Origin of the sequence: Streptomyces sp. NPDC020875 (genome assembly GCF_040641415.1) — a bacterium.
GTDB lineage: Bacteria > Actinomycetota > Actinomycetes > Streptomycetales > Streptomycetaceae > Streptomyces.
The window spans coordinates 100,364-116,054 of the sequence record NZ_JBFADP010000007.1 but is presented as its reverse complement, the minus strand read 5'-3'; the positions used below and the strand labels follow the sequence as shown (position 1 = coordinate 116,054).

Here is a 15,691-nt window from a genome sequence, read left to right as displayed (position 1 = left end):
GTCGAACCGTCCGATACGGGGCGTACGTCCCCGCTCACGCGGCGCGAAGGACGACGGGCGGGTGCCGGGCTGGGGCACCGCCAGCCCATGACGGCGCGCGGTCGGAACTCCGCGCCGAGGTGCGCCTCTGAACGCCTCCGCCGTTGCGGCCTCGGCGCGGCGAAGGCTCGGGGAGCCTTCAGGGGCGCCGAGGGCCCAGGCGCCGAAGGCATCGGGGGCGGAAGGGCGCGACCGGCCCACCGCGGTCCGCCACCCGAACGAATGACCGGCGGACCCCCGCTCCGGCCTTCCCGGAGGCCGGAGCCGCCGCGGGCCCGGGCCGCGGGAAACCGGCGGCACCGCGCGGGACGGTCGGCCCGGGGGGCGTACGGGACGGACGGGAGCCGCGAGCCGGAGTACCCGTACGGTACGGACTCCCGGAGATTGGGGCCCCGTACGGTACGGGCCCCCGGAGCCCGGCCCCGTACATGCCGAAGGCCCGCGCCCCGCACCGGGACACGGGCCTTCGAACACCACCGCTACTCGTCCGCCGACGCCTTCGACGCCGCCGTCTTCTTCGCGGTGGCCGTGGTCTTCTTCGCCGTGGTCTTCTTCGCGGCCGTCTTCTTGGCCACCGTCTTCTTCGCGACGGTCTTCTTGGCCGCGGTCTTCTTCACGGCCTTCTTCGCCGTCTTCTTCGCGGGCCCCTTCGCCCGCTTCTCCGCCAGCAGCTCGTAGCCCCGCTCCGGCGTGATCGTCTCGACGCTGTCGCCGGTCCGCAGGGTCGCGTTGGTCTCGCCGTCGGTGACGTACGGGCCGAACCGCCCGTCCTTCACCACGACCGGCCGCTCGCTCACCGGGTCGGTCCCCAGCTCCTTCAGCGGCGGCTTGGCGGCGGCCCGGCCCCGCTGCTTGGGCTGGGCGTAGATCGCCAGCGCCTGCTCCAGGGTGATGGTGAAGAGCTGCTCCTCGGTCTCCAGCGACCGGGAGTCGGTGCCCTTCTTCAGATACGGGCCGTACCGGCCGTTCTGCGCGGTGATCTCCACGCCTTCGGCGTCCGTGCCGACCACGCGCGGCAGCGACATCAGCCGCAGGGCGTCCTCCAGGGTGACCGTGTCGGGCGACATGGTCTTGAAGAGGGACGCGGTCCGCGGCTTCACCGCGTTCTTGCCGGTCTTCGGGGTGCCCTCGGGGAGGACCTCGGTGACATACGGGCCGTAGCGGCCTGCCTTGGCGACGATCTCGTGGCCGGAGACGGGGTCCTTGCCCAGGGCGAAGTCACCGCTCGGCTTGGCCAGCAGCTCCTCCGCGTGCTCCAGGGTCAGCTCGTCGGGCGCCAGGTCCTCGGGGACGTCGGCCCGCTGGTGGCCCTCCTCGCCCTTCTCGCCGCGTTCGACATAGGGGCCGTAGCGGCCGACGCGGAGCACGATGCCATCGCCGACGGGGAAGCTGGAGATCTCCCGGGCGTCGATCGCGCCCAGGTCCGTGACCAGGGCCTTCAGCCCGCCCAGGTGGTCGCCGTCGCCGTTGCCCGCGTCCGCGGCGGAGCCCTCGGCGGCCGCCGGGCCGCCGGCCGCCGCGCCCGCGCCGAAGTAGAAACGCTTCAGCCACGGCACCGCCTGCGCCTCGCCGCGGGCGATGCAGTCGAGGTCGTCCTCCATCTTCGCGGTGAAGTCGTAGTCGACGAGCCGGCCGAAGTGCTTCTCCAGCAGATTGACCACGGCGAAGGAGAGGAAGGACGGGACGAGCGCCGTGCCCTTCTTGAAGACATAGCCTCGGTCGAGGATGGTGCCGATGATCGAGGCGTACGTCGACGGCCGCCCGATCTCCCGCTCCTCCAGCTCCTTGACCAGCGACGCCTCGGTATAGCGGGCGGGCGGCTTGGTGGCGTGGCCGTCGACGGTGATCTCGTCGGCGCGCAGCGCGTCGCCCTCGCCGACCTGCGGCAGCCGCCGCTCGCGGTCGTCCAGCTCGGCGTTCGGGTCGTCGGCGCCCTCGACATACGCCTTCATGAAGCCGTGGAAGGTGATCGTCTTGCCGGACGCGGTGAACTCGGCGTCCCGGCCGTCGGAGGCCGTGCCCGCGATCCGGACGGTGACCGAGTTGCCGACCGCGTCCTTCATCTGGGAGGCGACGGTCCGCTTCCAGATCAGTTCGTAGAGCCGGAACTGGTCGCCGCTGAGACCGGTCTCGGCCGGGGTGCGGAAACGATCACCCGAAGGACGGATCGCCTCGTGCGCCTCCTGGGCGTTCTTCACCTTGCCCGCGTACGTCCGCGGCCGGTCGGGCAGATAGTCGGCCCCGTACAACTGCGTGACCTGCGCCCGGGCCGCGGCGACCGCGGTGTCGGAGAGCGTCGTGGAGTCCGTACGCATATAGGTGATGAAGCCGTTCTCGTACAGCTTCTGGGCGACCTGCATCGTCGCCTTCGCGCCGAAGCCGAGCTTCCGGGACGCCTCCTGCTGGAGGGTCGTGGTCCGGAAGGGGGCGTACGGGGAGCGGCGGTACGGCTTCGACTCCACCGAGCGCACCGCGAACGCGGCGTTCTCCAGCGCGGCGGCCAGCGCCCGCGCGTTCGCCTCGTCCAGGTGGAGCACCTGACCGGCGGAGGCGGACTTGAGCTGCCCGTCGGAGCCGAAGTCCCGGCCCTGGGCGACCCGGCGGCCGTCGACCGAGGCCAGCCGGGCGGTCAGCGACGAGGGATCGGAGGCGTCGCCGGTCCGGCCGGTGGCGAAGGTGCCGGTCAGATCCCAGTACTCGGCGGAGCGGAAGGCGATCCGCTCCCGCTCCCGCTCGACGACCAGCCGGGTCGCCACGGACTGCACCCGGCCCGCCGACAGCTTCGGCATGACCTTCTTCCACAGCACGGGGGAGACCTCGTAGCCGTAGAGCCGGTCCAGGATCCGGCGGGTCTCCTGCGCGTCGACCATCCGCTGGTTCAGCTCGCGCGGATTGGCCACGGCGGCCCGGATCGCGTCCTTGGTGATCTCGTGGAAGACCATCCGGTGGACCGGGACCTTGGGCTTGAGGACTTCGAGGAGGTGCCAGGCGATGGCCTCGCCCTCGCGGTCCTCATCGGTGGCGAGGAAGAGTTCGTCGCTCTGGGCGAGCTGCTCCTTGAGCTTCCTGACCTGGGCCTTCTTATCGGCATTGACGACATAGACCGGCTGGAAGTCGTGCTCGACGTCGACACCGAGGCGACGGACCTCGCCGGTGTACTTCTCGGGCACCTCCGCGGCGCCGTTGGGGAGGTCGCGGATGTGCCCGACGCTCGCCTCGACGACATAGCCGGGGCCGAGGTAGCCCTTGATCGTCTTCGCCTTGGCAGGCGACTCGACGATCACGAGTCGGCGACCGCCCTGTGCGGTCTCGCTGGTCGGGGACAACGTGGTTCTTCTCTCCGGTCGTCGCGCGGTGGGCGGGTCCGGGCCCACCGCGTGCTGGGCCCGCCGCGTCTTCGGCGTGTTCGGTCTTCGTCTTGGGATGGAGCGGTGGAACGTATGCAGTTCGCGGCCCCGGGTTGGGACCGGGCCGGCGGCGCGGGCGCGGTGTGGCGCGGCGCGCTGGTGCCGTCGCTGCGGAGTGTGACGGTACAACCCGCCCCCGTGTCAAACGGCGAAAGCCCGCAACGGCCACTCGAACGGTAACCCGAGACCGGCGGTTCCTGCCGCCCGGACCGGTACGCCGGTGGGCTGGATCCTTCCGGCGGGCCCGGGGGCGGATCCGGCCCGGCCCCTGATGGGGACATGTTCACACGGCTGATTCCGGCGGGCGCGGCGACGGGCGGGGCGGGGACGGGATCCGGCCCCGGGCGGGTCGGCGGCGATCCGGGCGGGGTGATCGGGGGCGGGGTGATCGGAACGGGGGCGATCCGGAGCGGGCGGGCGGGAAGGAGGAGGCCGCGTGCCAGGGCGCCCGGGGCGCGGCGGCGGCTCCGGGTCAGATCCGGGTGAGGCACCACAGTCCGAGGCCGAGGCAGACCGCCCCGGCGAGGGCGGTGACCGCGGCGGCCCTGGCGGGGCTCACGCCCGCGGCGACGGGCGACCGGTGGGCCGTCCGTACCCCCGTCCAGACCAGCAGCGCCGCCCCGAACAGCCCGAATGCCAACGCCGCGAAGATCGCCGGACCGCTTTCCATGCCCGCTTCCCGCCCTTTCATCGCCATTTCGGGGCCGACTGCGCCCTGGGGCGTCCGGCGCCGGGGCCATGCCCGGACACTTGGATCCGGGGTCCTGTCGGACTTCCGAGGCTGGCAGCTCCGAGCGGCGGAGTCCCGAATTCCGGGTGAACGGCTCGGGGGTTCACCCGCGTGGCCCCGCCAGCCGTCCACGGGCCGGGTCCGGGGCGGGATACGGGTCGGGATTCGGGCGGATCCGGGTCCGGTCGGGGGCGGTTCCGACTCGGAGCCGGGCGAGGCGATACGTACGGAATAGGGGTCCGGGGTCCCGGACCAGGGGGTCGAGCCGGTGTCAGTGCCGTCTACACAGAACGGAGTACGGTCCCGGCGCCGACCGGTCGGCCTACGGTCCGCCGACGGCCGGACCGCCGAACACCGCTCCCTACGACAGAACGCGGCGCGCGGGCAAGGCCGCCACGCCGGTCCGGCACGGGGTACGACCCCTTGCCCCACGGATCACTCACATGTGACGGCCATCGAATTTTGGCCGATTCGCCGTCCCCGGTTCGCGGTGCCCGCCCGCCCGAAAGCACCGGCCCCGCCCCGGAACGGGCCGCGACGGGCCCCGGGGACGGAGCCGGACAACTGGCCGAGTAGCGGCCCCGCCGAGGCCGCCCGGAGAGCCGGGCCGGGACTCGGGACGGGCGCCGCGCCGACACCCGCCGAGGCCGGGCCGACCGGAGCACCGGTCCGCCGGAGCCCGGCGGACCGAAGCCCGGCGGACCGGAGCACCGGCGCGCTAGTGACCCCGCACGTCCAGCGGCTCCAGGAACCCCTCCCCCACCAGCGCCCGCAGCGCCGCCGGGGTGCGGTCCCGCAGCAGCACCGGGTCCTCGCCCAGCAGCTGGGCGATGGCGTCGAGGATCCGCCCGGCCGCGAGCGTCCCGTCACAGGCGCCCGCGAACCCCGCGCCCACCGTGTCGACCCTGGTCGCCCGGCGCATCCCGCGGTTCTGCCGCAGCACCACGTGCTCGGGGTCCTCCGCCCCCGGCGGCCCGACCTGCTCCTGGACGACCTCCGGCGCGAGCACGAAGTGAGCGGCGAGGAGCGCCGCGTCGTCGTGCGTCCGCAGATAGTCCTGGCGGGCGAAGTGCGCCACGACGGTGTCGCCGAGCGGCTGCTCGACCGGGTGCGGCCACTCCTCCGCCACCACCGACGGCTGGTCGGCGCCGGACTTGCGCAGGGTGATCCAGCCGAAGCCGACCGCTTTGGTGCGCCGCGCCTCGAACTCGTCGAGCCACTCCTCGTACCGCGCGGCGTACCGCTCGGGGTCCCCCCGGTGGTCGCCGCTGTCGCGCAGCCACAGCTCGGCGTACTGCGTCACGTCCTGCGCCTCGCGCTGGACGATCCACGCGTCGCAGCCCGCGGGGACCCAGGAGCGGACCCGGTCCTGCCACTCCTCGCCCTCGACGTGCTGCCAGTTGGCCAGGAACTGGGCGTACCCCCCGTCGTTCAGCCGCTCCCCCGCCTGCCGGACCAGCGTGCGGCAGAGGTCGTCGCCGCCCATTCCGCCGTCCCGGTACGTCAGCCGGGCGCCGGGCGAGATCACGAACGGCGGGTTGGAGACGATCAGGTCGTACGCCGCCCCGGCCGGGACCGGCTCGAAGAGGGAGCCCTCCAGCAGCTCGGCCTCCGGCATGCCCGACAGGGCGAGGGTGAGCCGGGTGAAGGCGAGGGCCCGCGGATTGAGGTCGGTGGCGGTGACCCGGGTGGCGTGCCGGGCGGCGTGCAGCGCCTGGATGCCGGAGCCGGTGCCCAGGTCGAGGGCGGTGGCGACGGGGGTCCGTACGGTGATTCCGGCGAGGGTCGTGGAGGCGCCGCCGACACCGAGGACGACGCCCTCGTCCTGGCCGCCCGCGCCCGCAGCGCCGCCGACCGCGCAGCCCAGGTCGGAGACGATGAACCAGTCCTCGCCCTCGGGGCCGCCGTAGGGCCGGACGTCCACCGCGGCACGGACGATCGCCCCGCCGGGGACGGTCGCGGCTCCGTCGGCGGCGGCCGGGCCGTCGAGGACGAGCCAGCCGTCCGCCAGACACTCGTCGAGGGGGAGGACGGTCCGGACCGCGTCGGCGGGAACGGAGCCCTGGAGCAGGAAGAGCCGGATGAGGGCGTCCAGCGGGGTGTCACCGCGGGTGGCGCGCACGGCGGGCACGGTCTCGCTCCGGGCCAGGGCGGCATAGGCGGTGGCCCCGAGCCGTTCGAGCAGGCCGTCGGCGGTGAAGTCCGCGGCGAGGAGCGCCTCACGGAGCCGGACGGCGCGGTCGGGCGAGGGGATGGTCGGGGTGACACCGGTCGTACTCACCCCGCCATTGTCCCCGCCACCACCGACAACCGCGGCCACCGGCGGGGCGCGGTGCGCCACCTGTGTCCGCGCGGGCCCGCCCGGCCCCGCGCGAAGAGCGCCATGGGCCAGAAGATGTTCGACCGGCGGGAGCCGCGAGAACTGTGGGAGTCCGGGGAGCCGTACGGATGCGTACGGCTCCCGTCAGAACGGGATCCGGGCTACGGGCAACGGCCCGTCAGGACGAGGGCGACGGCGACGAACCCGCCGCGGCCGGGGGCACGTCCGCCTTCACCGGCTGGCAGCCCTGGAACTTGCCCATCGCCTTACCGGTCTCGCTCGCCCGCAGCTTGTTCCACGCCTTCTCGTTGGCCTCGGCCTTCAGCAGCCCCTCCGAGACGACCTTGAGGCCGTCGGCGAACTCCTGCTGGTCCGAGGTGTCGAGGGCGTCGACCTGCTTCTTCAGATCGAGGAAGACGGCGGCGCTGGCGTCCCGCTCGGCCGCGGCGGCCCTGACCAGCTGCTCGTCCTCCTCGACCGGCGAGTTCCCGACCGTACGGAACGCCGTCGCCAGGGCCTTGTTGACATTGGCCAGGTCCTGGAACGCCTTGGAGTCGGCCCGCTGGAGATCGGCAGGCTTCCCGTCGACGGCGGTCACGGCGATCAGCCGGTCGGCCTCCGCCTTGGTCTTGAACTGGGTCTTGATCTGGTCGCAGTACTTCTTCGCCCAGTCGTCGACCGCGTTGTCCTTCTTCTCTTCGCTGCTGCACCCGGACAGCGCCAGTACCAGTACCGCGCCGCCGGACAGTACGGCCGCAAGCTTCTTGTTCACCGGATCGGTCCCTTCCGAGGCTTCCTGCGCCCCGGAACATACACGCCGGGCCGTCACCCATTGTCCGGCCGATGCCCGATTCCAGGGCCATTGCAGCCATTTGCACCAAGGTTGAGGGCGAGAGAAGGCTCACCCGGGCTCCGGGAACGCGAGCCGGGCGCCGAACCCGAGGCGTGAACCGGGCGAGGGCCGGGCGCGAGAGGCGGTCCCCGTACCGGACACGAAGGCGGCCGGTGCGTGGCATCGCACCGGCCGCCCGTCGCTACTCACACGGCCCGAGGCCGCCGCCTCAAGGGCCTATGTCACCGCCGCGGGATCCGGCGCCGACGTGTTCCGTTCCGCCTCCGAGGAGCCGGGATCCTCGTCGCCCACGGCGATCCCGCGCCGCTTGGAGACGTAGACCGCGCCGACGATGATCAGGATCGCCAGTACCGCGATCAGTGCCCGTACCACCGGACTGGCGTCCTCGCCGTAGCTGAACTGCACCACGGCCGGCGCGATCAGCAGCGCCACCAGGTTCATCACCTTCAGCAGCGGGTTGATCGCGGGCCCCGCCGTGTCCTTGAACGGGTCGCCGACCGTGTCGCCGATGACGGTCGCCGCGTGCGCCTCGCTCCCCTTTCCGCCGTAGTGGCCGTCCTCGACGAGTTTCTTGGCGTTGTCCCACGCCCCGCCGGAGTTGGCGAGGAAGACGGCCATCAGGGTGCCAGTGCCGATCGCGCCCGCCAGGAACGCGCCGAGCGCCCCGACCCCGAGGGAGAAGCCGACCGCGATCGGGGTGAGCACCGCCAGCAGACCGGGGGTCGCCAGTTCCCGCAGGGCGTCCTTGGTACAGATGTCGACGACCCGGCCGTACTCCGGCTTCTCGGTGTAGTCCATGATCCCGGGGTGCTCGCGGAACTGCCGCCGCACCTCGTGGACCACCGCCCCCGCCGACCGGGCCACGGCGTTGATGGCCAGCCCGGAGAAGAGGAAGACCACCGCGGCGCCGAGCACCAGACCGACCAGGTTGTTGGGCTGGGAGATGTCCATCACCAGATTCATCGGGGCGCCGTCGCCGAGTTTCTCGCCGACGTCCAGCGCGGCCTTCGTGATGGCCTCGCGGTACGAGCCGAAGAGCGCCGCCGCCGCGAGTACGGCGGTGGCGATCGCGATCCCCTTGGTGATGGCCTTGGTGGTGTTGCCGACCGCGTCGAGGTCGGTCAGGACCCGCGCGCCCGCGCCCTCGACGTCACCGGACATCTCGGCGATGCCCTGGGCGTTGTCGGAGACCGGCCCGAAGGTGTCCATGGCGACGATCACCCCGACGGTGGTGAGCAGCCCGGTACCGGCGAGCGCCACCGCGAAGAGTGCGAGGGTGATCGAGGCGCCGCCCAGCAGGAAGGCTCCGTAGACCCCCAGGCCGATCAGCAGAGCCGTGTAGACGGCGGACTCCAGACCGATCGCGATCCCGGCCAGGACGACGGTCGCCGGGCCGGTCAGCGACGATTTGCCGATGTCCTTGACCGGACGGCGGCTGGTCTCGGTGAAGTAGCCGGTGAGCTGCTGGATCAGGGCGGCCAGCACGATGCCGATGGTCACGGCGACCAGGGCGAGCACCCGCGGGTCCCCGTCGTGCGCCTTGATGGCCGCCTCCGTGACCCCGTCCAGATCCGCGTAGGAGGAGGGCAGATAGAGCAGAACGGCCACGGCGACCAGGACGAGAGAAATCACGGCGGAGATGAAGAAGCCGCGGTTGATCGCCGTCATACCGCTGCGGTCGGCGCGCCGCGGGGCGACCGCGAAGATGCCGATCACCGCGGTGACCACGCCGATCGCCGGAACGATCAGTGGAAAGGCGAGACCGGCGTCCCCGAACGCCGCCTGGCCGAGGATGAGGGCCGCGACCAGGGTCACGGCATACGACTCGAAGAGGTCGGCGGCCATACCCGCGCAGTCGCCGACGTTGTCGCCCACGTTGTCGGCGATGGTGGCGGCGTTACGGGGGTCGTCCTCGGGGATGCCCTGCTCGACCTTGCCGACGAGGTCCGCGCCGACATCCGCGGCCTTGGTGAAGATGCCGCCGCCGACTCGCATGAACATCGCGATCAGCGCGGCACCGAGGCCGAAGCCCTCCAGGACCTTGGGGGCGTCGGCGGCGTAGACGAGAACGACGGAAGCTGCGCCGAACAGACCGAGACCGACGGTGAACATTCCGACCACGCCACCGGTTCGGAAGGCAATCCTCATTGCCTGGTGGGCGACGGCGGTGAGATCTTTCTCCGGTTCCCCGGGGGCGGGAGTCGCCTCCCGCGCGGCGGCGGCGACCCGGACATTCGCCCGTACCGCCAGTCGCATGCCGATGTAACCGGTGGCCGCCGAGAAAACGGCACCCACCAGGAAGAACACCGAACGGCCGGCCCTTTGCGACCAGTCGTCCGCGGGCAGCAGCATCAGCAGGAAGAACACCACGACGGCGAAGACGCCGAGGGTTCGGAGCTGTCGGGCGAGATAGGCATTCGCGCCTTCCTGTACCGCGCCCGCGATCTTTTTCATGGAGTCGGTGCCCTCGCCGGCCGCCAGCACCTGGCGGACCAGCACCTGGGCCACGACCAGCGCAGCCAGGGCGACCAAGGCGATGACGACGACGATCACCCGGTTGTCGTCGGTGAGCACCGCGGCCGAGAGGGAGGTGGAGTGATCGATCATTTCCCGGTGGTTCTGGTGGAAGAGGCCCGCCATTCGTCCTCCTTGACGTCATTCAGAGCTCAAGATGTGGACGGATTGTAGGGAGCGGAACCTGATCAAAACAGAGTGCGACAAATGCAAAGTGACCTTTGCGCCCCTCGGCAAATGATCGAACTCTGTAAATACACCCGAAAGAAGTAATGGGGTGAAGCCATTGGGTCTTGATCGCCGAAGCGGGTGACGGCGAGAAAAATGGCCCCGGAAATGATCGCCGGGCGCGGCGTGGATGATCCGCCGACGGACGGCGGATGATCGGCGGTTCGCCGGTGGCTCGTCGGTGGATTTCCGAAATACGCGCGGAAAGCGCTGCTCACAGGGGGTCCGCCGGCCCGGCCGGGCTCGATCGGGCCCGGCGGGCGGCGTTACGGGGCCCCTCTGGGCCCGGCCCGGACAGCCGCCGGTCTCCCGGCGGCACCCGGGCGGGGCGGCCGTGGACTATCGCCTTCCGGGGCCGCCGACCCGGCTGTCGGCGGGCCGGTGCGATCCGGCCGGAGAACCTTCCGGTTCCGGCGGGATTATTGCTCGGAACTCATCGCACCCCGGTGGCTCCACGGACCGGGACGGACCCGGCTCGGCGGTATGAACGCGATACAGCCGGGACGGGTGAGCCCGACGGTACGAGAGCGACGGAAATCGCGGACGGGGCGGGTGAGGCGGGCGAGGCTTACGGGTTCAGGGAAACCGGAGCCGTCGGCCAGCTCATCCGGATCACACCACCGGTCTCGGTGGTGGAGACCTCCATGTCGTCCACCAGTCCGCTGATCACGGCGAGGCCCATATCGTCCTCGCCGTCCACGGGTTCGTCACCCGGACCGGCGGAGCGGTCGGCCGCCGAACCGGCGGCGCCGTCGCCACCCGGCGCGGGCACCTCGTCCCCGACCTCGATGGAGAACGTCTTGTCCTCCTCGGTCAGAACGACCTTCACGGGCGAGTCGATGCCATGGGTGCGATGCCGCCCGACGGCCCGGCTGCACGCCTCGCCGACGGCGAGTCTGACCTCGTCGAGCACCGCCTCGTCGACCCCGGCGCGGCGCGCCACGGCAGCGGCCACCAACCGGGCGGTCCTGACGTGCTCGGGCTGGGCGCTGAATCGAAGTTCGACGGTGGTCATGCGATCCCCCTCGGACGTACGGGCGTGCGTTCGGGGGCACCGGGCCGGCGGCCCGATTCCTCCTGAATACTGCCGGTTCTGCTGATTCTCTTCAGGTTCCCTTCCGGGCCCCCGGCGGCCGGACGCCGCCCCCGGAACCACTCCGGCCCGTCGGAACGGACCGAACCGGCCGAACGGAGCCCGGACGGACCCCGGCGGACCTCCCCGGCCGAGCGAACCGAACCCGAGCCGCAGGCCGGAGCCGAGACCAAGACCGGGGCCGCGGCTGTGCGGACCCTGCCTCCGAGGACCCCGCCCCGGACCATCACGGTCCGAAAGCGGGCACCACGGACCACCCCGCGGCGCCATTCGGCGACACGGGGCACCCGAACAGCCCGCACCCCGGCCGTACAGCCAACGGGGAACGAACGGAACGGCCCGATCCGCGACCTAGTCAGGCGCGGCGACGGCCTCGTCGACCGTGGTGTGAATCGGGAACACCTTGGTGAGACCGGTGATCCGGAAGATCTTGAGAATGCGCTCCTGGTTGCAGACCAGACGCAGCGACCCCTCATGCGCGCGCACGCGCTTCAGGCCACCCACCAGCACCCCCAGCCCGGTGGAGTCGAGGAAGTCCACGCCCTCCATGTCGACGACCAGGTGATAACTGCCGTCGTTCACCAACTCGACCAACTGCTCGCGCAGCTTGGGCGCGGTATACACATCAATCTCGCCACCGACCTCGACGACCGTACGGTCGCCGTTCGGACCGGGCACAACGCGAGTCGACAGGGACAGGTCCACGGATCCTCCAGCACCTTGCTATCGAGCGTCCGCCCCCATTCAGGTCTCCCCGGCGGAGCCGGGGGACGGTCGCCAGCCGCGATGGCATTCAATCACTTACCTGCAACCATGCACGACGCCTTGGGACCATTGTCCGTCACGCCAGTGACACACTCGGTGCCGATGGCCAAGAATCTCCGTCCCAGACGACCACCCGAGAGCGGGGATGCCCGCCCCTCCCCCCGAGCCGTCCTCGACCGGCTCGCGTCGGGGGCGAACCGGGCCGCGCGCATCACTCATACGGAGCACCTGCCCCCGCGACCCGGCCGTCATGCCGTCTGGCCCGACCGCATCCGGCCGGAAGTGATCGACGCGATCCAGCGGGCCGGAATCGAACATCCGTGGACCCATCAGGCGGAGGCGGCCGAGTACGCGCTCGACGGCGAGTCCGTGGTGATCGCCACCGGAACCGCGTCCGGCAAGTCGCTGGCCTATCTCGCGCCCGTGCTCAGTACGCTCCTGGACGGCTCCGAGGCCCCCAACGGGCGGGGCGCCACGGCGCTCTACCTGGCGCCCACGAAGGCGCTCGCCGCCGACCAGTGCCGGGCCGTGAAGGAGATCGCGGCCCCACTGGGCCACCGGGTCCGGCCCGCCGTGTACGACGGCGACACCCCGGTCGAGGAACGCGAGTGGGTACGCCAGTACGCCACATACGTCCTCACCAACCCCGACATGCTGCACCGGGGCGTACTGCCGTCCCATCCCCGCTGGTCCTCCTTTCTGCGCGCGCTGCGCTATGTGGTGATCGACGAGTGCCACACCTATCGGGGCGTCTTCGGATCGCATGTCGCCCAGGTACTGCGGCGGCTGCGGCGGATATGCGCCCGGTACGGCGCCGATCCGGTCTTCCTGCTCGCCTCGGCGACCGCCGCCGAGCCGGCGGTCGCCGCCGGACGGCTCACCGGGCTGCCCGTCCGCGAGGTCGCCGACGACGGCTCCCCCCGGGGCGAACTGGTCTTCGCCCTCTGGGAGCCGCCGCTGACCGAGCTGCACGGCGAGAAGGGCGCGCCCGTCCGGCGAACCGCGACCGCCGAGACCGCCGACCTGCTGACCGATCTGACCGTGCAGGGCGTCCGTACGGTCGCCTTCGTGCGCTCCCGGCGGGGCGCCGAACTGATCTCGGTGATCAGCAAGGAGCGGCTCGCCGAGGTCGACGGCTCGCTGCCCCGGCGGGTCGCCGCCTACCGGGGCGGCTATCTCCCCGAGGAACGCCGGGCCCTGGAACGCGCCCTGCACTCCGGTGAACTCCTCGGTCTCGCCGCCACCACGGCCCTGGAGCTGGGCGTGGACGTCTCCGGCCTCGACGCGGTCCTGATCGCCGGATATCCCGGCACCCGGGCGTCCCTGTGGCAGCAGGCGGGCCGGGCCGGGCGCGGCGGCCAGGGGGCGCTGGCGGTCCTCATCGCCCGCGACGACCCGCTGGACACCTTTCTCGTCCACCACCCGGAGGCGCTGTTCGAGCGGCCCGTGGAGTCCACGGTCCTCGACCCCGACAATCCGTACGTCCTCACCCCCCATCTGTGCGCCGCCGCGGCCGAACTCCCGCTCACGGAAGCCGATCTGCCCCTCTTCGGCCCGGCGGCGGCGGATCTGATGCCGCAGCTGGAGGCCGCGAAGCTGCTGCGCCGCCGGGCGTCGGGGTGGCACTGGACCCGGCGCGAGCGGGCCGCCGACCTCACCGACATCCGGGGCGGTGGCGGGCGCCCCGTACAGATCGTCGAGGAGGGCACGGGCCGTCTCCTGGGCACCGTCGACGAGTCGGCCGCCCACACCTCCGTCCACGAGGGCGCCGTCCATCTCCACCAGGGCCGTACGTATCTCGTCCGGCGGCTCGATCTGACGGACTCGGTCGCCCTCGTCGAGGAGGCCGTACCGCCGTACTCCACCACCGCCCGCGACACCACCTCCGTCTCCGTCCTCTCCACCGATACCGAGGTCCCCTGGGGCGAGGGACGGCTGTGCTTCGGCTCCGTCGAGGTCACCAACCAGGTCGTCTCCTTCCTGCGCCGCAAACTGATCACCGGTGAGGTGCTCGGCGAGACCAAACTCGATCTGCCGCCGCGCACCCTGCGCACCCGGGCCGTCTGGTGGACCGTCACCGACGGCCAGCTGGACGCCGCCCGGATCGCCCCGGAGCAGCTCGGGGGCGCCCTGCACGCGGCCGAGCACGCCGCGATCGGCATGCTGCCGCTCTACGCCACCTGCGACCGCTGGGACATCGGCGGGGTCTCCGTACCGCTCCACCCCGACACCCTCCTCCCCACGGTCTTCGTCTACGACGGCCACCCCGGCGGGGCGGGCTTCGCGGAGCGCGCCTTCCACACGGCCCACGCCTGGCTGGCGGCGACCCGTGAGGCGATCGCGTCCTGCGAATGCGAATCCGGCTGCCCGTCCTGTATCCAGTCGCCCAAGTGCGGCAACGGCAACGACCCCCTCGACAAGCGCGCCGCGATCCGGCTGCTGACCGAACTCCTCTCCACCGCCCCCGCCTGACCCCGCCGCCCGCCGACGGGCCGGAGCCGTCGGCCCCGGATCACCGCCGGGCGGGCGTCCCGGTGGGGGTCCGGGGTGGGTTCGCCGACCGCCGACGGCAGTGCCCCGGCCCGCGCCCGGCCCGGGAGCCGACGGTGTTACGGCCCCGGCGCTCCGGCACCGGGCCGCGCCTTCCCGTCTCACCGCCGGGGTGTCGGCGGCACCGGACCCGCGCGGGCGAGGGCCGTGGGCGCGAAGGGACCCGCACGGGCCGAGGTACGTACATCGGCGATCTCGCCCCGTACCGCGCACCGCAGCAACCGCGCCCCCTGCGCCCGGGCGGTCTCGGCGGCCCGGGCACAGGCCGCCGATTCGCCCCGGAGTGCGTGGGCCGCGGCGGCGAGGGCCGCCAGGTCGGCCGCCGCGGCGGCCCGGTGCCGGGCCGTCACCACCTGTCCCAGGGCCAGCACCACGGCGAACAGGGCACAGAGCACGGTCGCCGTGAGCGCCGCCCAGATCGTCGCCGAGCCGTCGTCCCGCCGTATCCGCAGCCGTGCCCACGGCCTTGTCTGCGGCCTTGTCAGCGATGGTTTCCGCCACCTCATGGCGCCTCCGTCTCCCCCGCCCCACCGGGCCCGGGGTCCTCGGCACGGGCCGCCGCCTCCGCGCGGACCGTGAACGTCAGCCGCCCGGGGCCCGGTGACGGCGACTCCACCCGGACGCGCCAGTAGTCACCCGCCCGGTACACGTCGATCCGCGCGCCTCCGGGCGCCGACTCGCGGACCGCGGCGAGTACCTCGGCCCGGGACTCGGACCTGGCGGCGGCCCGTGCCCCCGCGTACGCGGCGTCCACGCACCGGATCTGGGCCACCGCGGTCATCAGCGCCCACAACAGGGCCGCCACCAGGGCGACGAGAGCCGGGACGACGACAGCCGCCTCCGCCGTCACCGCCCCCCGGTCCCGCCCGGCGGCCCCGGGGCCGAGCCACCGTCCCGGCCTGCGGGGGACCGGCCCCGGCGGACCGCTTCCGCCGGGCGGGCCCGGTTCAGAACGGCGCATTGAGTGCCTCGCCGATCAGTGACTCCAGCCGCCGGGCGACACCGTCCCCGGTGAGGACCCGGTAGAGGACCGCCGCGAGCCCGCAGGCGGCGACCGTTCCCATGGCGTACTCCGCCGTGGTCATCCCCCGGTCCCCGCCCGCCGCCGCGAGCCGTGAGGCCCGGATCGGCGGGCGGAACGGGAACCGGGACAGGACCTGGCCGAGACGGGCGACGTACTTCATCGAAATCT

Annotated in this window: 11 protein-coding genes; 1 reads left to right on the top strand and 10 read right to left on the bottom strand. The window is 72.5% G+C overall.

The annotated features are described in order from the left end of the window. Positions 1 to 518 precede the first annotated feature (518 nt). The 7 genes from topA to AB0G74_RS06180 form a co-directional block, all read right to left on the bottom strand. Positions 519 to 3,365, bottom strand: coding sequence for a type I DNA topoisomerase (gene topA, locus AB0G74_RS06210; protein ID WP_361141256.1), 2,847 nt, complete (start codon positions 3,363 to 3,365; stop codon positions 519 to 521). A 553-nt stretch (positions 3,366 to 3,918) separates the two neighbouring features. Then, positions 3,919 to 4,116: a hypothetical protein gene (locus AB0G74_RS06205; RefSeq protein ID WP_361141255.1), complete on the bottom strand. Its 198-nt coding sequence runs from the start codon at positions 4,114 to 4,116 to the stop codon at positions 3,919 to 3,921. Between the two features lie 778 nt (positions 4,117 to 4,894). Continuing rightward, positions 4,895 to 6,457 carry a methyltransferase gene (locus AB0G74_RS06200; RefSeq protein ID WP_361141253.1) on the bottom strand — a complete coding sequence of 521 codons (1,563 nt, stop codon included), beginning with the start codon at positions 6,455 to 6,457 and terminating at the stop codon, positions 4,895 to 4,897. A 217-nt stretch (positions 6,458 to 6,674) separates the two neighbouring features. Beyond that, complete coding sequence (locus tag AB0G74_RS06195; RefSeq protein ID WP_358829338.1) at positions 6,675 to 7,268, bottom strand: small secreted protein; 594 nt, start codon at positions 7,266 to 7,268, stop codon at positions 6,675 to 6,677. A 297-nt stretch (positions 7,269 to 7,565) separates the two neighbouring features. After that, positions 7,566 to 9,989, bottom strand: coding sequence for a sodium-translocating pyrophosphatase (locus AB0G74_RS06190; RefSeq protein ID WP_361141251.1), 2,424 nt, complete (start codon positions 9,987 to 9,989; stop codon positions 7,566 to 7,568). A 670-nt stretch (positions 9,990 to 10,659) separates the two neighbouring features. Then, positions 10,660 to 11,106 (bottom strand): ATP-binding protein, encoded by a 447-nt coding sequence (locus AB0G74_RS06185; protein WP_361141249.1) that lies wholly within the window; start codon positions 11,104 to 11,106, stop codon positions 10,660 to 10,662. 429 nt (positions 11,107 to 11,535) lie between these two features. Then, positions 11,536 to 11,889 (bottom strand): STAS domain-containing protein, encoded by a 354-nt coding sequence (locus tag AB0G74_RS06180; RefSeq protein WP_006347640.1) that lies wholly within the window; start codon positions 11,887 to 11,889, stop codon positions 11,536 to 11,538. Between the two features lie 81 nt (positions 11,890 to 11,970). On the opposite strand from AB0G74_RS06180, the gene AB0G74_RS06175 reads away from it, so the two are divergent. Continuing rightward, complete coding sequence (locus AB0G74_RS06175; RefSeq protein WP_361141248.1) at positions 11,971 to 14,421, top strand: DEAD/DEAH box helicase; 2,451 nt, start codon at positions 11,971 to 11,973, stop codon at positions 14,419 to 14,421. A gap of 179 nt (positions 14,422 to 14,600) precedes the next feature. On the opposite strand, the gene AB0G74_RS06170 is transcribed toward AB0G74_RS06175, so the two are convergent. From AB0G74_RS06170 to AB0G74_RS06160, 3 genes are all read right to left on the bottom strand, one after another. After that, complete coding sequence (locus AB0G74_RS06170) at positions 14,601 to 15,005, bottom strand: Rv3654c family TadE-like protein (RefSeq protein ID WP_361141247.1); 405 nt, start codon at positions 15,003 to 15,005, stop codon at positions 14,601 to 14,603. Beyond that, complete coding sequence (locus AB0G74_RS06165; protein WP_361141245.1) at positions 15,002 to 15,349, bottom strand: TadE family type IV pilus minor pilin; 348 nt, start codon at positions 15,347 to 15,349, stop codon at positions 15,002 to 15,004. The genes AB0G74_RS06170 and AB0G74_RS06165 overlap by 4 nt, the downstream gene beginning before the upstream one ends. 97 nt (positions 15,350 to 15,446) lie before the next feature. Further along, positions 15,447 to 15,683, bottom strand: coding sequence for a DUF4244 domain-containing protein (locus AB0G74_RS06160; protein WP_361141244.1), 237 nt, complete (start codon positions 15,681 to 15,683; stop codon positions 15,447 to 15,449). Between the last annotated feature and the right edge of the window lie 8 nt (positions 15,684 to 15,691).